The organism is Archangium lansingense (assembly GCF_026626635.1).
Classification (GTDB): domain Bacteria; phylum Myxococcota; class Myxococcia; order Myxococcales; family Myxococcaceae; genus Archangium; species Archangium lansingense.
In genome coordinates this window covers 1,667,668-1,691,389 of sequence record NZ_JAPNKA010000001.1, presented here as the reverse complement: position 1 = coordinate 1,691,389, position 23,722 = coordinate 1,667,668, and the positions used below count along the sequence as shown (strand labels likewise).

Here is a 23,722-nt window from a genome sequence, read left to right as displayed (position 1 = left end):
ATACGGAGGGCACGCCGGATATTACGTCCCGCCCCGCAGGCGACTGGGCGAAGTCATGAGCGGCGCCTGGGCTTGGGGGTAACGCCTCCGGTCCAGGGGACCTCTACATAGCCTTCGGACTTCCGGAAGTTGAAAAGCTTGAAAGTCGCCTGGGTCTTCGGGTTGTAGGCCCTACCCAACGCCGCCGCCAGACTGGCTGGGCACGCCATTGCGAGCCACACCTCGCGGACGTCGGGCCATTCCGCGTGGATACGGTCCAGGGATGCGCGGAACTCGTCCACGGCGCGAGCCGTGTCCATCGGTCCCCGCACCACCGTGGGAGAGGTGCCTCGAGCTGCCACCAGGCGCACCAACGCGGGAGGGTTTTTCGTTCCCAGCCACTTCGCCAGTTCCTCCGGGTGGATGGTCAGGTTCACCTCGATGGTCATGGCCAGACGGCCCCCTGCCGCTTGGCAAGCCTCGGAATCCGGCCAGGCCTCCTCCCGGAAGAACCTCTCCTCGGGCGAAGGCTCCTGCATGGAGTCGTAGCCGCAGGTCCACCTGCCGGTGCGTCCCCGCTCCTCCTGGTACACGCGAAGCTTCCACCGGCTCAGCCTCCACCCCAGGTGGAACATGAGCGGCAACGGGGCTCGCCCGAAGAGGTTCACCATTGAGACCTGGGTCCCCAGCGCATCCACGAGTTGATCGGCTTGCCCGAGTGCGCGCCGCCACTGCTGGGAGGTCCTGGGAAGCGCATCCTCTACCCCGCCAAGGGGTTGCAGCACGATGATGTCCGGATCCCCCCCAGCGCGTCCTTCCAGGGCCTCGATGATGGCGGGGGGCGACACGGAGGAGTTCACCTCATAGGACACGACAAGCTCCTCTGGGAGCTCAGGGAGTGGCTCGGTCGGCGAGAAGACGATGCGCCGCCCTCCGGAACGGGCCTCCGCGGGCGGAGACAACGTGAAGAATTGGAGCGATGCCCAGTCGAGCGACGAGGGACTCAGCGCCTCATGGGCGTTCTGGAAGGCCTCGTCGATGGGGAGCTTCTTCTGGCAGAGAGCTTCATAGAACGCCCCCGTCATCTGAATGGAGCCATTGATCGTCAGAGGCATCAACGAGGCGATGACTGCTGGGATGCCGAGGCGGTTGAGGTCATGCGCCACGCCTCCGAACGTGCTCCCCACCTGACCGGGATTGCTTCCGTGACAGGCGCTCAGCACGACCGCCTGCAGGTCGCCTTGAAAGGGACCGAGCACGTTGCAAAGGCTGTCCCCATCCACAGGGATGGGCCTCTGCGGCCGATAGGGATTCGTCCAGACAAGCCCGAAAGTTCCTCCGGGAGTGGGCCCACCGTGACACAGGATGTGGAGGATGCGAAATGGCCTGCCCTCCTGGCGCGCCTTGTCCAGCGTGTCGCGAAGGGAGTCCAGCGCCAGGTTCTTGAGCTCGTCCTGCTCCGGATTGAATTCCGGGCACGCCTTCTGGATGGCCTCGCGATGGAGGTCCTCCGAGACATCGTCCTCCGCGTTGGACCACGCGAACAGCACTCGGCCATGGCCAAGCGCGGACTGGGGAACCCAGATGTCGTTGGCCCATTCGAATTGCAGGGGATACGGCTTGATGTAACCAAGGCTCCGGTTCTTACGGAGCGTGGTCAGCGCCCAGGGCAGGCTGAACAGCTCACCCGCGCTAAAGCGAAAGCGCAATCTGATGGGCGTTTTCTTCGCCTCGGCTTCGAGTAAAGCGTTTTCGTAATGACCCCAGCCTTCCAGCTCTTGCAGTACGTCCTCGAGGAACCGGCGCAGCAGATCACCCATCTGCTTCCGCGCAGCTGACGTTGGAGCCGCGCGCACGAACTCCGCACGTAACTTCTCCACCTTGTCCCACCGGAGCTCGGCCACCCCCTGCTTCCCCTGCTTGTGTCGCGCTGAGTACTGCTGCGGCCTCCCGTCGAACGCAAAGGGCTCATTGGGCCTCTTCACGCGGCCCAGCTCGATGGTCAGGATTCGTGGTCCAGGCATGGCTTCCTACCGTTCCGGGTAGTCCGTTCCGAGCAGCTCCCGCCAGAGTGCGTTTGCTCCGGCCATGTCGCCCACCCGCTCCAACTCCAGGGCCTGGGCGGCCCTGCGGGTGGCTCCCGACAGCCGTTGTTGTCCTTGCAGGAGGTTCGTCTGGCCCACCCCGGAATTGACGGGAGGCCCGAGCCCCGCTGGCTCCGGCCACTGCTCCATGATGCGTCCGCTCATGAACTGGAACAGGTGGGCCATGCCTTGCGCGTAGACGGATAGGCGGCCATCGGGTTGGAACGAGTCGATGCCCTTGTAGGCCATCACCTCCATGAGGAATGACGGCACGGGTTTGCCCTGGAGTTGGTTCCAGCGCTTGAGGGCCTTGATGAGCGGTTTGAGCCGCTGCGTGGCCCTGGCGTTCGCCGCGTCACAGGCCTCGATGTGCTTGCGTGGATCGCTCTGGATCCAGTCGCCTTTGCGCACGTCGGGAATCCAGTAGATGCCCGGCCGCCGCGGATCCTCCAGCGCGGGGACGACATCGAAACCGATGCCCGTCCCGCTGAACTCGATGTTGACCGAGCGGTTCTGCAGTTTTGCCTGCTTGCCGGGGAACTCCTGCTCGAGTGCCTGCTTCACGCGCTTGAGGAACGCCTCGGGGCCGACGGCCTCTCCCGTGCCGCTCGCTGCCGCCGTGAAGATGAGGAAGAGGTCGATGTCGTGCAGCGGTCGGATGGCCGTATTCCGGCCGTATGAGCCACTGAGGATAGACTCACGGGGCCGCAGATGGCGGCGCATCGCCTCGAAGACATTCCGCTCCTGACGCTTCGCCTCACGATCCTCGCCCGCCTGGAGTTCCAGGTTGTGCATGAACTGCTCGAACGCCTGCGCCACGGTCAGCATTTTGTGGGGGTCTCCTCTCCTAAAAGAGATACGGAGGAGACTGCGGGCATTACATGGGCTGGTACGCCAAAGAGCCGAACCCCCTCGCCGACACCGCCACACCTCTTCCAGGCTGACACAAGCCCCCACTTGCGGCGAATGCGTGAAGGTGAGACCCAGCACCGCGCTCAGGGCCACGATGACGTCCCGGGCAAGGCGCCCGAAGAATCAGGTCTGATACTCAAGGTCCAACAGACGCCCGGTGATGTGCTGCCCATTTCCCAGGTAAGACCGCAAGCGCCAACTGAGAACTCACCCGCCCAGCAGGCGAGACCAGTCGTCCCCGCTCTCGAAGAGGTGCACGCCCAGCCGCTCGCACACGTCCTGGTGCACCAGGGCCGCCGACCCGCCCACCCAGACGGGCACCCCCCTGGGCACCCCCGCCACGATGCGCGACAGCGTGTCCTCGAAGTCCTGCGCCCCGTGGTCCGTCACCGCGGATAGCCCCACCAGCTCCGCCCTCAGCTCGCGCGCCACTCGGCCCACCTCCGCCGCCGGCGTCCGCTGGCCCAGCAGCGTCACCGCCAGCCCCGCGTGCCTCATCCTCAACGCCGCCCCCAACAGGCCCAGCTCGTGCTGCTCGTCCGGGAAGCAGGCCAGCACCACACGCCGGCGCCCCCCCGCTCCCGGTGCCGCGTGCAGCAGGCTGATGAGCCGCGCACGCACCTCCTGCGTCACCAGGTGCTCCTGCGCCACCGAGAACGCGCCCGAATGCCAGCGCTCGCCCACCTCGCGCTGCAAGGACACCAGGACCTGCTCATAGGCAGCCAGGGGCGTCAGCGCCGACAGCACCTCGTCCAGCACCTCCGATACCCGCCGCTGATCCAACGCCGCCGCCGCCGCCAACGCCTCCTCCTGCCACGCCTTCAAGCTCGTGGCGCTCGGCTCGGCACTGGCTGGGGGAGCGGGCGGCGCCGTCTCGAGCTCTGCCTGCAGCTGCGGCAGCATCGTCGCCGCCTCGCTGATGGACACGCCCTCCTCGGTGAGCTGCTTGAGCCGCCGCAGCAACGCCACGTCCCGGTCCGTGTACACCCGGTAGCCCGAGGGCGTGCGCCTGGGCGTCAGCACCCCATAGCGCCGCTCCCAGGCGCGGATCAGCTCCACCCTCACCCCGGACAACTCCGCGGCGACATGGATTCTATAGGTGCGCTCGGCCATCCCACTCCTCCTCGCCCCACAGCCTCCTCAGGTGCGGTTCGATGCGCCGCGCGCCTGCTGCCAGAGGGCCACCAGCTCCTCCGCGGACTCCGCGTACTGCGCTCCCGCACTGAAGACGGCCTTCAGGTGCTCGCGAGCGCCCGGCCCTCCTACTACTACCATCGTCGGAGCACACGCCTCCACCGCGGCCTGCAGCACCTGTCTCAGTTCCTCCACCTCCCTCCGCCGCACGCACGAGAGCGCCACCACGTCCGGGTTCACCTGCATGCACGCCCCCCGCAGGGCCTCGGCCGGGGTGTCCGCCCCCAACAGCGTCACCCGCCATCCCCTGCGCTTGAGATGCAGGCCCAGTGCCAGCAAACCGCCCTCGTGGATGTCCCGCTCCGGACAGGCCAGTACGACCCGAGGGCCCCCCGGGCGAGCCTCCTCGGCCAGCAACAACGCCCCCAGCCGCTGACGGATGAGCGCCGAGGCCAGATGCTCCCGCGCGATGTCCAGCCGGTGACCCATCTCCCGCAGCAACGGCAGGAGCAGGGTGTCCACGTAGGGCTCCACCTCCATGGAGTCCTGCGCCTCGCCCAGCACCTGGTCCGCCTCGTCCCCATCCAGCACCATCACCGCCGACCAGAAGCGATCCTCCAGTTGCTCGAGCACTGGCAGCGCCCCCACCGGCACCGTCCGCACCTGGGCAATGGCCTCGCTCACCGACAGGCCCTCGGTGATGAGCTTCGCCACCCGGCGGACGTTCTCCACCTCTTCGCGGGAGTAGACGCGATAGTTGCTCTCGTTGCGGCTCGGGCGAGGGAAGCCATAGCGCCGCTCCCACGCACGCAGCGTGGCCTCGCGGATGCCCGTCAGCCGGGCGATGGTCCGGATACGCAGCATCATGCCGAGGGCGCCCTCCCCCGCACCGCGTCCCAGCGCTCCGCCACCCCCAGTCCTCCCGACACCACTCGCGAGAAGCCCTCCAGGCCCGTCACCCCCGTCAGCCGGCGCACCGCGCCCTCCAGCTCCGACTGGAAGTGCGGCAGCGCCCCCGCCGCGTGGGGCGAGCCCACCTCCACCAGCACGTCCGGCCGCTCGTGCTCGAAGAAGGCGTAGCGGATGGCCAGCGGCACGCACTCCACCTGCCCCACCCGCCCCAGCAGCTCCACTCCACGCTCCAGCCGCAGGGGCAGCACTCCGAATGGACGCAGCTCGCCCTCCGGGAAGATGCACACCGCCGCCCTCGGCTTGCGCAGCAGCTCGCGCGCGTAGCGCAGCGTCTCCAGCGACGAGGCCCCCTCACCCCGGCGAATGCTGAATGCCCCCAGCCTCGCCAGGAAGCGGTAGCGCTCCAGGTTCTGCTCCTCCATCACGCAGTACGTATCCCAGCCCGCCGCCATGCCAAGTTGGTGCAGCACGAAGCCGTCCCACCAGTTGGAGTGGTTGGCGTACACGAGGCGCGCGCCCTCTCCTCCCGGTAGCTGCCCGCGCACCCACAGGCCCCGGAACGACGACCGGAACTTCCACCCCACGTACCCGTCCAACACCCACCCGAAGAGTCCGCCCTTCGCCGCGCGTATCACGGCGCCCGCGCCTCCCGCCGCGACAGGAGCACCGTGAAGAGCGTCAGCCCCAACGACACCATCACGCTCGTCAGCAGGAAGAAGAGGATCTCCTCGAGCGGCACCCCGGCCACGTAGACGCCCAGGTGCTTGCCCTCGCCGAAGTTCCAGATGCCCACCCGGATGGCCAGGTGGTCCGCCACCGCCAGGTACGTGCCCACCACCAGCGCCGGCGGCAGCACCGCGCGCAGCACCGCCCAGGTGCGCCCCTTGAAGTGGTGCATCAGGAATCCGAGCTGCAACACGATGAAGGGCACCGCCCACGCCAGCAGGTGGATGATGTACGCCCAGCGCGACTCCATCATGACGCCACCTCCCCGGCGTCCAGCCGCGGCTTGCTCGCCTCGCTGCCCTCGGTCGGGCGCAACTGCTGAGGCTCGGGCGCCTCCAGCACCCGGCGCAGGCGCTCGCGTGCCCATAGGCCCACCAGCAGCGTCTGCAGCCCGAAGAAGAGGTACTCCTCCAGCGGCAGGTAGCCCAGCTTGATGCCCCAGATGAGCTCGGGCTTGAAGCCCCACAGCCCCCACTTCACCGCCAGGTTGTCCCACGGCGACGTCGCCGCGTAGACCACCACCAGCAGCAGGCCCATGGGCGCGAGCCCCCTCATCGTCAGCGTGCGCCGGTAGCGCACCAGCAGAAAGAGGATGGGCAACACCACGAACAGTCCCAGAAAGCGTGCGTACGTCATCCCCGGCCTCCACCGAGCTCCGGCGACATGCGGCCCCCGGAATGCAACGCGTAGGTACGGCCTCGCCACGTCACCCGCGACGGCCGCACGAGAGATGCCATGAATGCGGCGAGCAACAGGGCCTCGCCTAGCAGCCAGTCCCACAGGACAGGGCTCGGAGTGGCGAACCCGATACCCTCACCCCGTCCCTCTCCCGGAGGGAGAGGGGTACTGAGCACGGTCAGGCGCCAGGAGAGCAGGGTCCTCACAGTCAGGAGACCCGCGACTCCCACGGACAGCCAAATCGAACCCGTCAATAGACAGAGCGCCAGCAGCGGCCACGTCGGCGTGAAGAGCAGCGGCACTGTCGGGTACAGCCCCGGACGGTGGCTTCCCAGGACCTGCATCCACCTCGTGAAGCGCTCCAGCGCCGCGCCCCAGCTGCCCGGCGCCATCGGCACCAGGGCCGGCACCTCGCACAGCTCCACGTCCAGGCCCCGTGCGTGCAACCGCTTGGAGAGCTCCAGGTCCTCGCCGATGTGGTCCGCCAGCGCCCGCAGCTCGTCCACCGCCCGGGTGCTCAACCCAAGCGCCTTGCCACACACCGCCTTGGCCCCCGCGCTCATCACATGCAGCGCCCGGAAGCTGTGGTGCGTTCGGCGCAGCAGCCCCGCCACCGCCCGGTCCGCCAGCGCACGCTCGCCCACCGGCGTCGGCACCGCCGTGCTCAGCGCCGCCCCCGCCACTACCGGTGCCGCCAGGCCCTCTACCAGCGCCCCCGTCACCGCCACGTCTGCGTCCACCACCAGCACCACCCGCCCGTCCCTCGGCAGCGTGTCCAGCGCGTGCAGCAAGTGCCCCACCTTCCGGTTCGGCGCCACCGGGTCGCTCCGCAGCCACCTCACGCCCTCTGGCAACCGCGGCTCATGGGGCGAGAGCACCACGTGCTCCAGCGGCCCCGCGTAGTCGATGGGCCTCGACAGGTTCTCCAGCTCCCGCTCCGAGGGTGCGTCCACCGGCCGCAGCAGCAGCACCGGTACCCGCGTGGGCTCCACGGCACGGAGGCGCCGCCGCAGCAGCCGACTCAGGGCCACCGCGCTGAAGCCTCCGGCAAGCACTACCCAGCCCAGGCCCATGGCTACCAGCGCACTCATGCCGGGCGCTCCACGCGCGTGCGGAAGTGCGCCATCCACCGAATCAAGGGCGAGTGGAAGCGGCGAAAGTCCGCCACCTCCCCCATCACGTCCAGCCCATCCCGCCGCGCCTCCACCCGCGCGTAGAAGGGCGAGGACTCCAGCAGCCTCGGCTCGCCCACCGCCTGGTTGCCCGCGTACAGCTGCGCCGGCACGCGCAGGCCCCAGCCTGTCAGTCTCGTGTCGCGCGCCTCCGCCAACAGCGGCCTCCGCTCGGCCTTCGTACCCAGCACACCCGCCGTCACCCGCAGCGGCGCCACCCCGCCCGGCAGGTGGTAGTCGACCACCGTCTCCTCCGGCCCGTGCACGCGCGCCCAATGCCATCCCGGCAACCGTGCCCCCAGCAGCTCCGCACCATGGTTGCTGTCGTGGTAGCCGATTCCCTCCGACGCCACGCCTTCGGAGAACACCTCCAGCCGCGCCTTCGCCCGCGGAGCCAGCACCCGCCAGAAGTGCGGCAACTCGGGCACCAGCTGCACCTCCTCGGCCGCCGCGGCCTGGGGCTCCAGCACCAGCCTCGCCCGCACCTCTCCACCGAAGGGCGCGCAGCGCTCGTCCACCTCCATGCGCACCGTGCCGTCCAGCCCGTATTCCAGCACCGAGCGGCCAATGTGCAGCACCCGGCCTTCCTGCTGCACTTGCACCGCCGCTCGCGGGTACTCGCTCAACACCCAGCGCCGGCGCGTGCTTCGGTGGTACAGCGCGAAGTTCACCGCGCAGTGCTCCAGGGGCAGCGCTCCACGCCTCGCCCCCACCGAGTAGCGCGGAGAGAAGAGCGAGCCCACCATGAAGATGAAGACCGCGCTGTACTCGCCCGCCGTCACATCGGCGTAGAACCAGCGGTAGGCCCCCGGACTGTTCGGCAGCGCCGGCAGCTCGTCCCACCACGCAGTCCCCTTCGGAGTGCCCGGGATGGCGAGGTCCATACGCCTCATGCACTCCTCCGCAGGTGCTCGGAAGCCATCTCCGCGGCGAAGCGACCCGACAACATCACCAGCGGCACACCACCACCTGGGTGCGTCCCCCCGCCCGCGAAGAAGAGTCCCGGCGTACAGCCCCGGATGCGCGGACGGCGGAAGGGACCGAACTTCCCGTGCGGCAGGAAGCCGTAGATGGAACCCCCCGGCGCGCCCAGGGCCGCCAGATCCACCGGCGTGCGCTGCCCCACCACTCGCATGCGTCCGCGCAGTTCCGGGTAGTGCGCCAGCAGCTTGTCGAACATCTGCGCCTTCACCCGCTCGGCTTGCAGCTCCCATGCAGCCATCGCCTGCTCGGACGCGCCCGGCTCGCGCGGCAACGCCGGGGCATTCACCATGACGAAGAGGCCCGTCTTGTCCGGCGGCGCCACCGTCGGGTCCGTCGCCGAGGGGTTGCAGAAGTACACCGTCGGGTCATCGGCGAGCTGCCCACCGAAGAGCTCGTCGAACTCACGGCGGTAGTCCTGGCTGAAGAGCACGGTGTGGTGCGGCAGCGCGGGACGGCCGTCCACCTCCAGCAACAGCACGTAGCCCGACAGCGACAGGGGCTCGCTCCCCCGCCCCAGCTTGTCCAGCGGGTCCGCGTTCACCACCACCGAGTCGAAGCGCTCCTCACCGCCCTGAGGCCCCACCCGGTAGCCCCGCGCATCGCGCGTGTAACCCACCCGCTCGTTGAGGTGCACCTTCACGCCCTGGCGCTTCACCGCCTCCCCGAGCGCATCCACCAGCGCGCCGATGCCGCCCCGCACGTGGTGCACGCCATACGCGCGCTCGATGTGGGGGATGAGGGCGTAGGCCGCACTCGCCTCGTAGGGCGAGGCCCCCGCATATGTCGCGAAGCGGCCCACGAACTGCTGCAGGTGGTCCGTCTTGAAATGCTTCCGAGCCAGCTCGTCCAGCGTGGCCAGCTTCATTCCCCTGGCCATCGCCATCACGCCCCGCCGGGCCACCCGCGCCATGAAGCCGGCCATGCCCTCGAAGGGCGCCTCCAGGTACGGCTCTCCCGCGGCGCGCCAGATGGCCGCGGCCTCCTCGTAGAAGCCGTGCACTCCGCGCCGCTCACTGGGGCGCAGCTCGCCCGCACTCTCGGCAGTGCGCTCGAGGTCCTTGTAGGCCACGAAGCTGCACCCATCCGCGAAGCGATAGGTGCACTGGGGCTCCAGCTCGGTGATAGGCGGCAGCAGCTCCGCCGCGCCCAACCGCTCGAACAGCCCCTTGACCACGTCCGGTAGCGTGAGCAGCGTAGGCCCAGTGTCCAGCCGCAGCCCGTCCACTCGCACGCACTGCGCCTTTCCTCCGAGGGTTGGGCCTCCCTCGAAGAGCGTGACGTCGTGGCCCTCCTTCGCCAGGAGCCCGGCGGCTGTCAGCCCCCCGATTCCGCCGCCCACCACCGCGACACGCATTGTCTTCATCGCGCGGACTCCTTGCGCCGGACCTCCTCGGTGAGGCGCTCCACCAGCCGTGTCCGGAGGCTCTCCGGCAACTGCCGGTAGACACCCGTTTTGTCGTCGCTCATGGACTTACTCCCGTGGGGGCCCCCGTCGGAAGAAGAGGCACCGACACCTCGGGCGTCGGCGGCGCGGGCAGCACGGCCGAGGGCCGCACCAGGATGGTGGAAGCCAGCGCCAGCTTGCGCTTGCCCGGCACCGACAGCCGTCCCTTGAAGACGTCGTAGTCGTTCTGCTCGATGACGCGCAGGATGTCCCCGTAGATGGAGCCCATCAGCTTCACCATGCGCTGGCAGCCGAAGCCGGTGAGCGCCGGAATGCCCGCCGCCGCCCGCGAGTAGTAGGCACGTGCCCGGTCGATCTGAAAGCGCATGAAGCCACGCCACCGGTCATCCACCACGCCCCGGCGCAGGTCATCCACCGTGAGGCCGAAGGCCGCCAGCTCCTCCAGGGGCAGGTAGACACGATCCCGATCCAGGTCCTCCTTCACGTCCCGGAGGATGTTGGTGAGCTGCATGGCCCGGCCCAGGTCCGCCGCCGGCCCGAGCGCCCACTCCTCCGAGCAGCCCAGCATGGGCGCCATCATCAGGCCCACCACACCGGCCACCCGGTAGCAGTACAGGTCCAGCTCGGCCCAGCTCTCGTAGCGGCGCTTCGTCAGGTCCATCTCCATGCCGGAGATAAGGTCCTGCATGGGCTGCTCGGGGACGCGGAAGCGGTGGATGACGTCCTGCAGGGCAGCGAGCTCCGCCGAATCCCACGGGCCATCGCCATCGCTGGCGCGCGTGGCGGGCGGGGGCATGCGCGGGTCTCCCAGCTCCGGCGTCTCCAGGAAGAGCTCGGCCACCGCCCGGCGCGCACGCACCAGCCGCTCGGCGAGCCCCTCGGGCACCGCGCCCTGGTCCGCCCCGTCCGCCACATCCACCATGTCGTCCAGTCGCCGGCAGTAGGCATAGAGCGCGAAGGCCGCCTTGCGCCGCAGCCCGAAGAGCATGAACGAGGCAAAGAAGAAGCTCTTGGCGTGATGACGCGTCACGCGCTCCGCCATCTCGTAACCACGGGTCACCAGGGTGTTGTCGTGCTTCTTCGTCATGCTGCCTCCTCGATTACTCCGCGCCCGGCACTCCCGGGCTCCGCCACCGCGTCTGTCGCTCCCGTCCAGGTCAGGATGCGCTCCACCACCAGCCGCGCCGAGATGAGCACCGTGGGAAGACCGGTGCCCGGCTGAGTGGAGGCCCCCACGAAGAACAGATTCCGCACCCGTGCATCCTGGTTGGCGGGGCGGAAGGGGCCAATCTGGAAGAAGTTCTGCGCCAGCCCGAAGGCACTGCCCCGGGCCAGGTTGAAGGTGGAGGCCCAGTCGTCCGGCGTGTAGACGCGCTCCACCTCGATGTCCTGCTCCAGCTCCGGGTAGCCCAGCTCGGCCAGGCGCCGGAACACCTTGGCCCTCACCTTCGGGCCCTCCACCTTCCAGTCCAGGCCCGGGTGCTGATGCGGCACCGGCACCAGGATGTAGAGCGCGTCCTTGCCCGGAGGCGCGAGGCTCGGGTCCGTGTGGGCCGGAGCGTTGACGTAGAAGCTGGGGTCGTCGGGGACGCGGAAGCGCTCGAAGATGTCGTCGAACGAGCCCTTGTAGTCGTTGCCGAAGACGACGTTGTGGTGGTGCAGCCCCTCGTAGCGGCGGCGCAGTCCGAGATAGAGCATGTAGCCGCTGGAGGTGTAGCGCAGCTTCTCCGCGCGCTTGAGCCGGGTGACGCCCGGGTCCAGCAGCTTCTCGTACGCGTAAGGCAAATCCGCGTTACACAGCACCACGTCTGCCTTCACCACCTGCCCGTCGGCTAGCTCCACGCCCACCGCACGAGAGCCCTCGGTGAGGATGCGCTTGACCGGCGTGCTGTAGTGCAACCGCACGCCCTCCTCGCGCGCCACCTTCTCCAGCGCGAGGGGAATCGCGTAGAGGCCCCCCTTGGGGAACCACACGCCCACGCCCAGCTCGGTGAATGGCAGCAGCCCGTACACCGCTGGCGAGGCAAAGGGCGACACTCCCAGGTACATCGTCTGGAAGGTCATCGCCGCGCGCAGCCGCTCGTCCTGGAAGAAGCGGCTGACGTCCGCGTACATGCGGCGGTGGGCCCGCACCTGAAAAATCTTCTTCAGCACCGAGGGCGCGAAGTAGTCGGAGATGCCCTCGTAGTTGCGGCCCACCAGATGGTCCAGGCTGGTGCGGTACTGGGTGCGGCCCTGCGCGAGGAAGGCCAGGTAGCGCGCGTAGCTGCCAGGCTCAATCCGCTCCAGCTCGCGCCCCATGGCGCACAGCTCCGAGGTGAAGGTGATGGCCGAGCCGTCGCGGTAGTGGATGCGGTAGTTGGGATCGCACCGCAGGAAGGTGAGGTAGTCCTCCAGGCGCCGACCGAGCGCGGCGAACGTCTCCTGGAAGACCTCGGGCATGAGGACGATGGTGGGGCCGATGTCCCAGGTGAAGCCGTCCACCTGGAGGCGGTTGCAGCGCCCGCCCGGGCCGTCCGTCTTCTCGAAGAGCTGGACGTCGAAGCCCTGGTGAGCCAGCCGCGCCGCCGCTGCCAGTCCGCCGACGCCCGCGCCCACCACCACCGCCTGTCGCTTGCCACTCCTCACGGTGCGTCTCCTCTCAGGCGATGCGGTGGGCCAGCTGGCCGATGAGTGCCTGCACCAGCTCGCGCAGACCGTTGGGGTTGGGCAGCTCCGCCAGCGCACGCACGGCCCCGTGCGACGCCCGCGCCACCAACCGCTCGGTAGCGCTCCGCCCCCCGGCCCCCTCCACCAACTGGCGCACCCTCGCGAGCGCGGCCTCGTCCCTGCGTTCGATGGGCAGGCCCCACAGCGACTCCAGCTCCCAGCGTACCTCGGGGACAGCCCGCGACCAGGCCGCGACCACCGGGAAAGTGCGCCGGCCCCGGATGAAGTCGCAGCGCGGAGCCTTCTCGCTGCTCCTCGGCTCGCCGAAGAGTCCGAGCAGCTGCTCACGCAGCTCGTAAGCGAGCCCTACGTGACAGCCCACCCGTGCCAGCCGCAGCCGCAGGTCCGCGTTCGCTCCGGCCAACATCCCCCCGCACACCAAGGCCGAGGCGAGGCCCTCGCGCACCATCTTCATGCGCGCCAGCCGCAGGGCTTGGACGACACCGCCCGGACCCAGCCGCGCACCGCCCTGCTCCAGGTCCACGTAGCGCCCCACCGCGGTGTAGCGGCACAGCCGCAGGTAGTACCGGCTGGCCTGGGCCGCCCCCGGCAGCTGCGAGCTCAGCAGCGTCTCCATGGCGCGGGCGAAGAGATGGTCCCCCACCACCACCGACAGGTGCTGCCCCGTCGCGCCCGGAGCCAGCACGTGGTGCAGCGTCAGCCCTCCGCGCCGCAGCACCGTCTGCTCCGCCGCGTCCTCATGGATGGACTGGAAGGCGTGCAGCAGCTCCATCCCCGCGGCGAAGCGCCACAACCCGGCCGGCACCGACGCCGAGCCCCGGGCCAGGCAGTAGCCCGCCAGCAGCAGCGCCGGGCGCATCCTCCAGGTGGGGCGCAACACGTACTCGCGCACGTACCCCAGCGCCTGTGTCCAACGAATGTCCAACCTGGACTCGTCCGGCAGCTCCAACAACTCCGCCAGCGAGGCCTCCACCCGGGCCTGCACCAACTGCAGCCAGGCCTGCTCCACCGAGGGAGCCGGCACGGGCGGTGCAGCGATGTAGGGCGTGAGGCCCATACAACCTTCCTCCAAGCGGGTAGGTGCTTTCAGGAGTGGAGGTAACCTTTGCGTCCAGCCTATGTCAAGGCGATGTTCAATGTTTGTACAAGCTTCGTTCACGGGAGTCCCCGATGACCAAACGGATTGCTGGCATGCTGACGGCCGCCCTATTGGCCACGAGTCCGGCACTCGCCGCCGAGTCACGGGCAGGACCGATGGACGCAACGTTGCGGGGTTCCAACGGAAAGGAAGTGGCCCTTTCTCGATGGCGGGGAAAACCCGTCATTCTCTTCTATGAGGATCGCCACTCCACGACACTCAACTCGCCCTTGAAGGAGGCCCTCTTCTCCCGAGGCCAGGAGTTGGGACTGTTGGACGCGGCGCACGTGGTGGCGGTGGCCAACCTGGAGTCGTTCGATTTTTTCCCTGCCCGGGGCATCGCGCTGTCCCATGTGCGCGACGAGGAGAAGAAGTGGGGCATCCCCATCCTGGTGGACCTGAAGGGCACGCTGGGGCGAGCGCCCTGGAACCTCCCCACCAAGACGTCCTCGGTGGTGCTACTGGATGACCATGGGACGCTCGTCTACCGGTACTCTGGGCGGATGAAGGAAGAAGACCAGAAGACCTTCTTCCAGACGCTCGGCGCCCTGCTGGGCAAGGACATTCCCCAGGAGTCGAACCCGTGAAGGTTGCCCTCACCGGAGCCAGTGGATTCCTCGGTCCCCTCTTCGTGCAGCGGTTGCTGGAGAAGGGCCACAACGTGCACGTGCTGGCGCGAGACGTGAAGCGCGCACTCGGGCGGCTACCCCAAGGGGTGACGGGGGCCGTCTTCGACGCGGCCACGCCGCTGTCCCCGGACGCGCTGGCGGGAGTCGAGGCGGTGGTGCACCTTGCGGGCGAGCCAGTGGCCCAGCGGTGGACGGTGCAGGCGCGCCAGCGCATCTACGACAGCCGCGTGGTGGGCACACGACTGCTGGTGGAGGCCATGCGGGCAGCGGGCACGGTGCGGCACTTCGTGTCGGCCTCGGCCATCGGCTACTACGGCGATCGAGGCGCCGAGCCGCTCACGGAGAGCAGTCCCCCTGGAGACGACTTCCTCGCCCAGGTGTGCCGGGACTGGGAGGCCGAGGCACAGCAGGCCGCCACGGCGGACATCCGCACGGTGATGGCGCGCATTGGCGTGGTGGTGCACCCGGAGGGAGGTGCGCTCAAGCAGGTACTGCCCGTCTTCCGATTGGGGGTGGGCGGGAAGATGGGTTCGGGGCAGCAGTACATGAGCTGGGTGGACCGAGAGGACACACTGGGTCTGCTGCTCTTCGCACTGGAGCATCCGAAGCTGACGGGCCCGCTGAACGTGACGGCACCCGAGCCGGTGACGAATGCGGAATTCGCACGGCTCCTGGGGACAGTGCTGCACCGGCCGGCGGTGCTGCCGGTGCCCGCCTTCGTGCTGAAGGCGGTGATGGGAGAGATGTCCGAGGCGGTACTGGGCGGCCAGCGGGTACTGCCCCGGCGCGCCCTCGAGGCCGGCTACCGCTTCCAGCACCCCGAGCTGCCCGAAACACTCCGGGCGCTCCTGGGGTGAGGGCCGCTACGGTGCGGCCTTGGACGCGGGCATGTCACCCGCCGGACTCTCGAGCTTCCGGATGAGCTCTTCCACGGCCTTATTGCCAGGGCTCAGCTCCAGGGCCCGGCGGTAGTTCGCGAGCGCCTGCTCCTTGTTTCCGCTGGCCAGGTACGCCTCACCCAGGCTGTCGTAGGGGTTCGCCGCACTCGGAAACATCTCCACGTTCAGCTTGAAGAGCTCGATGGCGTCCGCCACGCGCCCGGCTCTGAGAAGCCGATACCCGGCGCCATTCAACTGGCCCTCGGAGAAGTCGTACTCGTTCGCCTTCGTGGCCTTCAAGGCCCTGTAGCGGGCGATTCCCTCCGCGACGGACGCCTTGTCGATGACCTGCGACACGACCTCTCCAACCGACACCCGGGGCTGCTGGGGCGTCATGCCGTGGAGGATGCTGAACAGCCCGGCCGCGAGCTCTTCGAGCCTGCCGTCCGCCGCGTTGCCGAGGAGGACGACGAGCTCTTTGCGTTCAGGTGCGCGGACGATGATCGTGCTGAACCCGTTGATTCCGCCATTGTGGCGGATGGTGGCGAGCTCCGTCTTGCCATCGTGCAGCTTGAGCGGATTCACGACCCAGCCATAGGCGTACTGGTTCAGCCCCGGCGTGAACAGCCGCTGCTTGAGCGGCGCGGGCAGCAGCTTGTCGAGGTAGAGCGCCCGGTCCCAGAGATAGAGGTCCTCCACCGTCGAATACAGGGAGCCGGCAGCGTACGGGAGCGACATGTCGAGGTAGGGAGCGTTGACGTACCCGTCAGGCCCGGGCTGATAGCCGCTCGCGCGCTTCGAGAGCACCGTCGCGGAGACATCGTAGCCGGAGCTCTTCATCCCCAGCGGCTCGAAGATGCGCTCCCGCAGCACCTGCGCGTACGTCTTCCCGGTGACCTTCTCGATGATGGCGCCGAGCAGGAAGTACCCGGAGTTGTTGTACGCGTACTTCGTCCCGGGTTCGAACTCGAGGTCGCCGCTGGCGAACTTCTTCACGAAGTCCGCGACGGTGTACGGGTCGCGTGAGTCGTTCTGGAAGAATCCGGGTGCTGACGTGTAGCTCGGGATTCCAGAGGTGTGATTCAGCAGTTGGGCAATCGTGACGCGGTCTCCCGTGTCCTTGCGATAGTCCGGAAGGTGCGCCGTGAGCTTGTCCTCGAGTCCGAGCTTTCCCTCGGCGACGAGCTGCATGATGACCATCGAGGTGAACTGCTTCGTGATGGAGGCGAGGCGGAACTTCGTGTCGGGGGTATTCGGCACCTGCCATTCGAAGTTCGCGAAGCCGTAGCCCTTCTTGTGGACGACTCCCTTCTCATCGGCGACGAGCACCGAGCCGTTGAACTGTCGCAGCTGGTGGTACTTCGTGACGAGCCGATCCAGTTCCTGCTGCCGCGTCGCTGCGTCGGCGGCGGGTACGACCAGTACGAAAACGGCGAGCGCGCTCACGACACGCGTATTGAACCAGTTCATTCGGTCTCCCAATTCATGCGCGGATATACGGTTCAGCGGTGCGGCGATTGCCGCGGTGGGAAGCGTTCACGGAGAGCAGCGGCTAGCAGGGACTCATGGCATGGGGTGACGGTGGGCACAAGCGAGCGGCTTCACGTTTCTTCACGTACGATTGGGTTGCGGCGCGCGGAGCGCCGGTGAGTATTCGGAACGCCATGCGCTTCTCTCTGCAATCCATCCTCTTCTTCGTCGTCATGAACGTGGTGGTGGTGCTGGGGCACATCTACCTGTACCGCCGGCTCTTCCGAGACACGGCGAAGCACCCCCACTGGCGGCGGGCCGGCGTGGTGCTGATGGGGCTGCTGGCCACGATCATGACGGGCGGGTGGTTCGTGCCGCGCCTGCTGCCCGGGGAGACGGCGGCCATCGTCTCGAGGCTCAACTGGGTATGGATGGGCGTGGCCGTCTACCTGCTGCTGGGGGTGCTGTCGCTGGGAGGCCTGCGCAGGCTCAGCGCGTGGCTGAATCGCCGCCAGGCGGACGCAGCCCCGGCCCCGGTGGTGGACGAGGAGCGGCGTCAGTTCCTCGCGCGGGCGACGGCGGGCGCAGCGATCGCGGCCACCGGAGGGGTGGCCAGCTACGGCGTGTGGCGCGCCTTCCACCCGCCGGTGGTGAACGAGGTGGCGGTGAAGCTGCCCGGCCTGCCCAAGGCGCTGGACGGCTTCAGCATCATCCAGCTCAGCGACGTGCACGTGGGGCCGCTCATCCAGCGCCGCTTCATGGACGCGGTGGTGGCCCAGTGCAACGCCCTGAAGGGCGACCTGGTGTGCATCACGGGAGACCTGGTGGACGGCCGGGTGGCGCACCTGGCTCACGGGGTGGGCGCGCTGAGCAACCTGCACTCGCGGTACGGCACGTACTTCGTCACCGGCAACCACGAGTACTACTCGGGTGACGAGGAATGGGCCGAGGCGCTCACGCGCATGGGAATCACGGTGCTGCGCAATCGCCACGTGCGCATCGGCGAGCCGGGGGCCTCGTTCGACCTGGTGGGCGTGGACGACTGGGGGGCCCGGCGCTCAGGCTATCCCGAGCGCAGCTATGATCTCACGGCAGCCATCGCGGGGAGAGACCCCTCGCGGGCCTCGGTGTTGTTGGCGCACCAGCCCGCCGGCTGGCGTGAGCACGCGCTCGAGGCAGGCATGGGGCTGCAGCTCTCCGGACACACCCACGGCGGGCAGTTCTTCCCCTTCAACCTGGTGGTGTCCGCCATCTGGGAGCATGACGCGGGGCTGTTCCGCGAGGGCGACAGCCACATCTACGTGAGCCGTGGCACAGGCTTCTGGGGCCCTCCCCTGCGCGTGGCCGCTCCGCCGGAGATCGTCAAGGTGACGCTGCTCGCCTGACACAAACGTGACGTTGCGCGCCCGGGGTGAGTAGGATACCGGACAGATGCGTAAGGCAGCGACGAAGCGGGAGATCAAGCAAGAGCGCGCGGCTCGGACGCGAGTGGAAATCATGGAGGCGGCCATCACGCTGTTCGCTCGCCGGGGCATCCTGGCGACGACGATGGCGGAGCTGGCCAAGGCCATCCGGATGACACCCGGAGCGCTCTACTGGCACTTCCCGACGAAGGAGGACTTGCTGCTGGCGGCCATCGACGAACTGCACACCCGCTACCTCCAAGAGTTCCAGGAAGTGCTGAGCGAGCACCGCAAACAGCCGGCGCGGGTGCAGCTCAAGACGTTCATGCAGCGCACGCAGCAGTTCCTGCGCTACCACCGCGAGTACGGCATCTTCTTCGGGATGGTGGCGGCGGAGTCGGCGGAGAACAACGACCGGGTGGCCGAGGCCATCCGGGAGAAGCTGGGGCTGTACGTCGCGGTGGCGGAGAACATCATCCGCTACGGCCAGCACAAGACGAAGGAGTTCCGCCTGGACGTGGACGCGAGCCAGGCCGCGAACTCCATCATCGGCGGCTTCATCGGCGCGGTGCTGCACCAGAACTTGTTCCGCGAGTCGGTGACGTACGACGCCACCCTCACGACGCTGGAGCAGTTGCTGGTGGACGGCATCGTCTCGCGCTGAAACGACAACGCCCCCCGCATCACCCGGACTGCGTGACACGGAGGGCGTGAGGACCGCGGCCGGCCCCGCCCGCCCCACGGTGGAGGCGGGCAGGTCCGGAGTCAGTTACGGCTGCTCGGTCGGGCTCGTCGAGCTCTGCGGATCCCGCACGGTGCGCAGCACGAAGTCGGTCGAGTTGTTGTCCGAGTCGTAGCCATTGCCCTTCGCCACGTCAGCGCCGCCCGAGGCCATCGAGGCGACGGTCGAGGTGACGTAGGCCTTGCGCTCGAAGCTGCCGGCCACGTCGGCCATCGGGGTGATGGCGGTCCCCTCGGGAGAGTTGCCCGTGCCGTAGCCCACCGTGTCCACCGCCAGCGGGTCGACAATGGCGACGGAGGTGCCCGGCATGCCCAGGCGCACGTGGCCACCACCGGTCGCTCCCGCGGCCATGGAGAGCGTGGTGCCGTAACTCGCGTCCCCGGTCACCGTCCCGATGTAGCCGCCCGCGGTCACCAGGTAGTAGCCGTTGGGTGCGATCTTCGCTCCCGTCGGCAACGTGTACGTGCCCGCGTAGGTCGAGCCGGTGGCGCTCTTGTACTGGAGCACCCAGCCCCCCAGGTCCACCTCCTCACTCGTCGGGTTGTAGAGCTCGATGAACTCGTTGGTGGCGGTGGTTCCAGTACCCGCGCTGTTCGGGCCCTGCGGGGCGAACTCGCTGATGACCACGTGCGGAGGCAGCGTCTCCACGGTGATGTCCGCCGAGGCCTTGCTACCCGCGCCCAGGGTATTGGAAGCCTCCAGCTTGCCAGTCCCATCCACCGCGCCCGAGGTGAACGTCACGTTGGCCGTATTGCTACCCTCGGCGATGGTCACCGTCGCGGGGACCGTGCCCAGCGAGGAGGGCGTGAGGGTGAGCGCCACGATGAACCCACCGGGCTCGGCGTTCTTGTCGAGCTTCACGGTGAAGGTCCGCAAGGCATTGGGAATCATCTTGGCCGTGGTCGGGCTGAGGCTGGCGATCTTCGGGTAGGGCAGGCGCACCGTCACGTTGGCGGTGGCATCCTTCGTACCGAGCGAGGCCTTGATGGTGCCCGTGCCACTGGCCGTGGCATCCGCGGCGAAGTCGAAGGTGGCCGAGCTGGCCCCCGCTGCCACCGGCACCGCGACGGGCACCGTGCCGAAGGCCGCACCCGCCGTGGTGGGCGCCGCCACCAGCTTCACGAGCATCTCTCCAGGCGCCGCCCCGTTCAGCGTCACCGTGAACGGCTGGGTGGTGCCCTGGAAGACGATGACCGGGCTCGGGGTGATGCTGACGAGCTCCGGGAGGCTCGCGACGACCTCGATGTCGGAGGTCACCCCCGTGGAGGCGCCCACGAACCGGGCGGTGATGGTGCCCGAGCTGGTGCCGGGCGTCGCCGACGCCGACGTCTTGAAGGTGAAGGGCACCACGGAGGCGTCGGTTCCGAACGTCACCGTCGCGGGCTCCACCGAGCCGAGCTCCGGAGGCGTCACCACGAACTCCAGGGTGGTGTTGGCCGGCGCGGGGATGTCCAGGGACGCGACGAGCGTCACGTCGTTGGACGGCGCGGTGAGGACGCGGCGCGGAGTGAGGCCGTTGAGCGTGGGCTGCTCCGCGGTGCCCAGCACGCGCACCGTCGTCTGCTTGCTCGAGGGCCCCAGGGTGGCGGTCAGCGTCACGCTGCTGGCCGCGGCCAGGGGGATGAGCTTCACCTCGGCACTGAGCAGCCCCTTGGGGATGATCACCTTGCCGCCCTGGGCCACCTGCAGGCTGGCCGTGTCGGACGAGCCGACGGTGACCTCGAGGTCCTCGGGATAGGCGATGGCCATTGTCACCAGCAGCTTCGTACCGATGAGCGAGCACCCGTTGGGGCTGCACGTGGTGCTCTCCCGGATGAACTGGGGAGAGGACGACCCGAGCGAGGCGAGCGGCGGCGGGGGCAGGAGCAGGTCATCCACGTTGCGCGGCTCGACCTTGGAGTTGCCGTTGCGCCACTCGAGGATGCCGCGAACCTTCCGGTACTCCGTGCCCACGGCCGGCATGGGGTGCCGGTAGATGATGTCGTTCACGCGTACGCCCTGGACCTCCGTACCATCCGCATGGGTGTCGACGACGAACTCGTACGTCGGCGCGCTGTCGGCAGTGCCCGGGGTGGGCTCCTGCTTGGACACGAAGACGTTGTGGAGCTCCACCAACACGCTCTCGAGCGCGGCGGCACGAGAGCCCCCCGTGTTCACATCGGATGGGGCGACGATGATGGGCGTCGGCTGTGCGGCGGTGCCCAGCTTCGTGAAGGTCACGCTGGTGAGCTGGAGCTGCCCGAAGTAGTCAGCCACCAGGGCCGAGGTGATCTTGATGTGGTCACCGACGGCGGGCTTGATGGCGGTGGAGGAGGAGTTGAAGACGTAGGCGCCGGACCACTCCGGGCCGTTGGTCAGCTCCGCCGTGGGAATCTGGACGAAGTAGCTGTTGCCGGCGATGGCCGTCACCACCGCGCTGGGGATGGTGACGTTGTAACCCATGAGCGGGGTGACGCCGTTCACCGGCTTCTTCACGTCGTAGAGGGAGACCTCGCAGACCGAGTCACCCGGGTTCTCGGTGGGGCACGCGTCGCACACATCACCGCGGAAGTCGCCGTCCGTATCCTCCTGGTCCGCGTTGGCCACGCCGGGGCAGTTGTCGTTGGGGCTGAGGATGCCGTCGCCGTCCTCGTCCGCCGGGTTGGCGGCCGTGCAGGTCGTGGAGTTGGCCGCGAGCGGGCACGGATCGCACGCATCACCCACGCCGTCGGAGTCGGTGTCCGCCTGGGCGCCGTTGTCCATGGGGCGCACGGGGTTGAAGACGATGGGGCAGTTGTCCTGGGCGTTGGCGACGCCGTCACCGTCGTAGTCGGCGAGCCGGCGCGCGCCGGTGTAGAGGGTGGAGCCGTTCTGCGAGGCCGCCACCGGGGTGGTGGCGGTGCGCTGCGGCTCGCAGGTGGGCTCGTTCGTCGGCACCGTATCGCTGCAGAAGAACAGATCGTAGGCGCTCTTGTTGGCGTCCCTCAGCTCGGCGAGGGTCTTGCCCGTCTCGGACTTCACGCACGCGGCCTTGGTGCTGCCGCACACGGGCAGCTCCTCGCAGGGGTCCGCCGCGCCCACGGTCAGCGCGTCCACCACGGCCTTGTCGCCGTAGAGCGGCTTGCCGCCACGCACGGTGAGGACCACGTCGTCCGGATTGGCCTGGATGACGGCGCGGTGCGGCGAGAAGGCGTTGTCTTTCAGCTTGAAGATGGCCAGGTCCGCCACCTTGCCGGGGGCGATACGGCCCAGCTTCTCCCAGATGTCCGTCAGGTCCGCCGCGTTCACGGTGACCATCCGCCAGAGCTCCTCGTCGGTGAAGGCCTGCGAGTAGTGCGACTGGTTGAGGTAGCTGGCGCACCGCAGCTCGCGCAGGATGTTCATGGAGCCCGCCTGCAGCCAGTCCGTGCCCAGCGCGATGTTCACGCCCATCTGCTTGTAGGTGGTGACCATGGCCGTGTCGCCGTACAGGGCGATGTTGGTGCGCGGCGACCAGATGAGGCCCGTGCCACGCTCGGCCATCTTGGCGATGTCCACCGCCGTGAGGCCGACGCCGTGGATGATGGCCGTGCGCGACGTCAGCACATCCTTGCTGCCCTCGCCCTGGCCGGACAGGCAGAGGAACTCATTGCGCGCCGAGGTCGAGATGCCCTCGGCGATGTGCGGCATATAGGCCGACAGGGGCGGAATCGCGCTCGGCGAGTCGAGGGGGGTCTTGTAGCCGCACCCGCTCTCCAGCTCCTCGCCGGCGGAGTCACCGATGGGGAAGGTCTGGAAGTTCACCTTCGGCTCGCCGAGGCCCTCCTGGGCCGTGCCAAAGGAGTTCAGGTCGCGCAGGAAGCCGGGACGGCCGCCGCTGCTGACGATGGCGGTGGTGCCCGCCATCACCTGGCGCAGCTCGGCCCAGCGCACGCCGAGGTCGGTCGCGGTGCTGCCAGCGGCAATCCGGGTGTGCCCGGCATGCGCGGCCCCGCCCACGCGCCAGTCGTGACGGTGCTCGTAGCGCTCCGCGGTCCAGTTCTCCGGCCCCCTCTGGAAGTCGATGTGGTCGTGCGCGTTGATGAGCGCCGGGGAGATGACACCCTGCGGGCAGGAGATGCTCGTGGCCCCGGTCGCGGCGGGCACACCCGAGCAGTCGCACGACGAGCACGCGATCACGCCCTTGTCGTCCACCAGTACCTGGCCACCGATGAGCGTCTTGCCATCCATCAGCACCACGCCCATGTAGAGGCGCGCCTTGTTGTCGGCGGCGCCCGGAGTCACCTTACAGGTGGCACCCTCTTCCGGCTGCGGCAGGCTCGCCGCCCCGGGGCACGTTGTCTGCGCCAGCGGCGTGACCACGCAGGTGCTCTCGCACCCGTCACCGTTCGTCGTGTTGCCGTCGTCGCACGCCTCGAAGATCTCCCGCTTCCCGTTGCCGCACACGGACAGGACTTCATCCCCCGGCTTGGTGACGCTGCAGTCGTTCTGGCAGCCGTCACCGTTGACGGAGTTGCCGTCGTCACACGCCTCGCCTACCTCCGCCTCGCCATTGCCGCAGACGGCCGGGGCGACCTCGTTCGTACAGGTCCTCGAACAGCCGTCACCATTGGAGGTGTTGCCGTCGTCACATTGCTCCTTGCCCTCGACGCGGCCATTGCCGCATTGCTCTGATGGGCACGCGGTGAGCAGGAGCAGTCCTGCACTCAACAGTGCGAGGAGTAGGCGGGGGTGATTGCGCATGCAGTCCCTGGGGGGTTGTGGGTTGGTTGGACCTGCGCAGTGGGCTCCGGGTTTGTGACAACCATGTGAAGCCCACTGAAACATTTGAGCGACACCTTACGCCGG

At 68.5% G+C, this 23,722-nt stretch carries 19 protein-coding genes; 4 read left to right on the top strand and 15 right to left on the bottom strand.

What is annotated here, in order from left to right:
* Positions 1 to 53: 53 nt before the first annotated feature.
* The 13 genes from OV287_RS06920 to OV287_RS06860 all read right to left on the bottom strand — a co-directional run bounded on the left by OV287_RS06920 (position 54) and on the right by OV287_RS06860 (position 13,713).
* Positions 54 to 2,003 carry an SAVED domain-containing protein gene (locus OV287_RS06920; RefSeq protein ID WP_267533191.1) on the bottom strand — a complete coding sequence of 650 codons (1,950 nt, stop codon included), beginning with the start codon at positions 2,001 to 2,003 and terminating at the stop codon, positions 54 to 56.
* Positions 2,004 to 2,009: 6 nt separating this feature from the next.
* Complete coding sequence (locus tag OV287_RS06915; RefSeq protein WP_267533190.1) at positions 2,010 to 2,891, bottom strand: nucleotidyltransferase domain-containing protein; 882 nt, start codon at positions 2,889 to 2,891, stop codon at positions 2,010 to 2,012.
* A 291-nt stretch (positions 2,892 to 3,182) separates the two neighbouring features.
* A complete protein-coding gene (locus OV287_RS06910; protein WP_267533189.1) occupies positions 3,183 to 4,088 on the bottom strand; it encodes a MerR family transcriptional regulator in 906 nt (301 codons plus the stop codon).
* 27 nt (positions 4,089 to 4,115) lie between these two features.
* Entirely contained in the window at positions 4,116 to 4,976 is an 861-nt protein-coding gene (locus tag OV287_RS06905) for a MerR family transcriptional regulator (RefSeq protein WP_267533188.1), read from the bottom strand.
* Positions 4,973 to 5,656: a lysophospholipid acyltransferase family protein gene (locus OV287_RS06900; RefSeq protein WP_267533187.1), complete on the bottom strand. Its 684-nt coding sequence runs from the start codon at positions 5,654 to 5,656 to the stop codon at positions 4,973 to 4,975. Before OV287_RS06900 ends, OV287_RS06905 begins: the two co-directional genes overlap by 4 nt.
* Positions 5,653 to 6,000: a lycopene cyclase domain-containing protein gene (locus OV287_RS06895; RefSeq protein ID WP_267533186.1), complete on the bottom strand. Its 348-nt coding sequence runs from the start codon at positions 5,998 to 6,000 to the stop codon at positions 5,653 to 5,655. Before OV287_RS06895 ends, OV287_RS06900 begins: the two co-directional genes overlap by 4 nt.
* Entirely contained in the window at positions 5,997 to 6,383 is a 387-nt protein-coding gene (locus OV287_RS06890) for a lycopene cyclase domain-containing protein (RefSeq protein WP_267533185.1), read from the bottom strand. The genes OV287_RS06895 and OV287_RS06890 overlap by 4 nt, the downstream gene beginning before the upstream one ends.
* On the bottom strand, positions 6,380 to 7,516 hold the full coding sequence (locus OV287_RS06885; protein WP_267533184.1) for a glycosyltransferase family 2 protein: 1,137 nt from the start codon (positions 7,514 to 7,516) through the stop codon (positions 6,380 to 6,382). Before OV287_RS06885 ends, OV287_RS06890 begins: the two co-directional genes overlap by 4 nt.
* Positions 7,513 to 8,490: a carotenoid 1,2-hydratase family protein gene (locus OV287_RS06880; RefSeq protein ID WP_267533183.1), complete on the bottom strand. Its 978-nt coding sequence runs from the start codon at positions 8,488 to 8,490 to the stop codon at positions 7,513 to 7,515. Before OV287_RS06880 ends, OV287_RS06885 begins: the two co-directional genes overlap by 4 nt.
* Positions 8,487 to 9,944 carry a phytoene desaturase family protein gene (locus OV287_RS06875; RefSeq protein WP_267533182.1) on the bottom strand — a complete coding sequence of 486 codons (1,458 nt, stop codon included), beginning with the start codon at positions 9,942 to 9,944 and terminating at the stop codon, positions 8,487 to 8,489. Before OV287_RS06875 ends, OV287_RS06880 begins: the two co-directional genes overlap by 4 nt.
* A 100-nt stretch (positions 9,945 to 10,044) precedes the next feature.
* Positions 10,045 to 11,073: a phytoene/squalene synthase family protein gene (locus OV287_RS06870; protein WP_267533181.1), complete on the bottom strand. Its 1,029-nt coding sequence runs from the start codon at positions 11,071 to 11,073 to the stop codon at positions 10,045 to 10,047.
* Positions 11,070 to 12,614, bottom strand: a complete 1,545-nt coding sequence (locus tag OV287_RS06865) for a phytoene desaturase family protein (protein ID WP_267533180.1) — start codon at positions 12,612 to 12,614, stop codon at positions 11,070 to 11,072. Before OV287_RS06865 ends, OV287_RS06870 begins: the two co-directional genes overlap by 4 nt.
* 13 nt (positions 12,615 to 12,627) lie before the next feature.
* Complete coding sequence (locus tag OV287_RS06860; protein WP_267533179.1) at positions 12,628 to 13,713, bottom strand: polyprenyl synthetase family protein; 1,086 nt, start codon at positions 13,711 to 13,713, stop codon at positions 12,628 to 12,630.
* Positions 13,714 to 13,826: 113 nt separating this feature from the next.
* On the opposite strand from OV287_RS06860, the gene OV287_RS06855 reads away from it, so the two are divergent.
* Both OV287_RS06855 and OV287_RS06850 read left to right on the top strand, forming a co-directional pair.
* The gene (locus OV287_RS06855; protein ID WP_267533178.1) at positions 13,827 to 14,381 is read left to right on the top strand and encodes a peroxiredoxin family protein; all 555 of its coding nucleotides are present in this window, start codon (positions 13,827 to 13,829) and stop codon (positions 14,379 to 14,381) included.
* Complete coding sequence (locus OV287_RS06850) at positions 14,378 to 15,280, top strand: TIGR01777 family oxidoreductase (RefSeq protein ID WP_267533177.1); 903 nt, start codon at positions 14,378 to 14,380, stop codon at positions 15,278 to 15,280. Before OV287_RS06855 ends, OV287_RS06850 begins: the two co-directional genes overlap by 4 nt.
* Before the next feature lie 6 nt (positions 15,281 to 15,286).
* Here OV287_RS06850 and OV287_RS06845 read toward each other — a convergent pair whose 3' ends face one another.
* Complete coding sequence (locus OV287_RS06845; RefSeq protein WP_267533176.1) at positions 15,287 to 16,771, bottom strand: serine hydrolase; 1,485 nt, start codon at positions 16,769 to 16,771, stop codon at positions 15,287 to 15,289.
* A 194-nt stretch (positions 16,772 to 16,965) separates the two neighbouring features.
* On the opposite strand from OV287_RS06845, the gene OV287_RS06840 reads away from it, so the two are divergent.
* Together OV287_RS06840 and OV287_RS06835 are read left to right on the top strand one after the other, a co-directional pair.
* Positions 16,966 to 18,156: a metallophosphoesterase gene (locus OV287_RS06840; protein ID WP_267542304.1), complete on the top strand. Its 1,191-nt coding sequence runs from the start codon at positions 16,966 to 16,968 to the stop codon at positions 18,154 to 18,156.
* Positions 18,157 to 18,202: 46 nt separating this feature from the next.
* On the top strand, positions 18,203 to 18,838 hold the full coding sequence (locus OV287_RS06835) for a TetR/AcrR family transcriptional regulator (RefSeq protein WP_267533175.1): 636 nt from the start codon (positions 18,203 to 18,205) through the stop codon (positions 18,836 to 18,838).
* A gap of 105 nt (positions 18,839 to 18,943) precedes the next feature.
* On the opposite strand, the gene OV287_RS06830 is transcribed toward OV287_RS06835, so the two are convergent.
* Complete coding sequence (locus OV287_RS06830; protein WP_267533174.1) at positions 18,944 to 23,617, bottom strand: lamin tail domain-containing protein; 4,674 nt, start codon at positions 23,615 to 23,617, stop codon at positions 18,944 to 18,946.
* Positions 23,618 to 23,722: the final 105 nt, after the last annotated feature.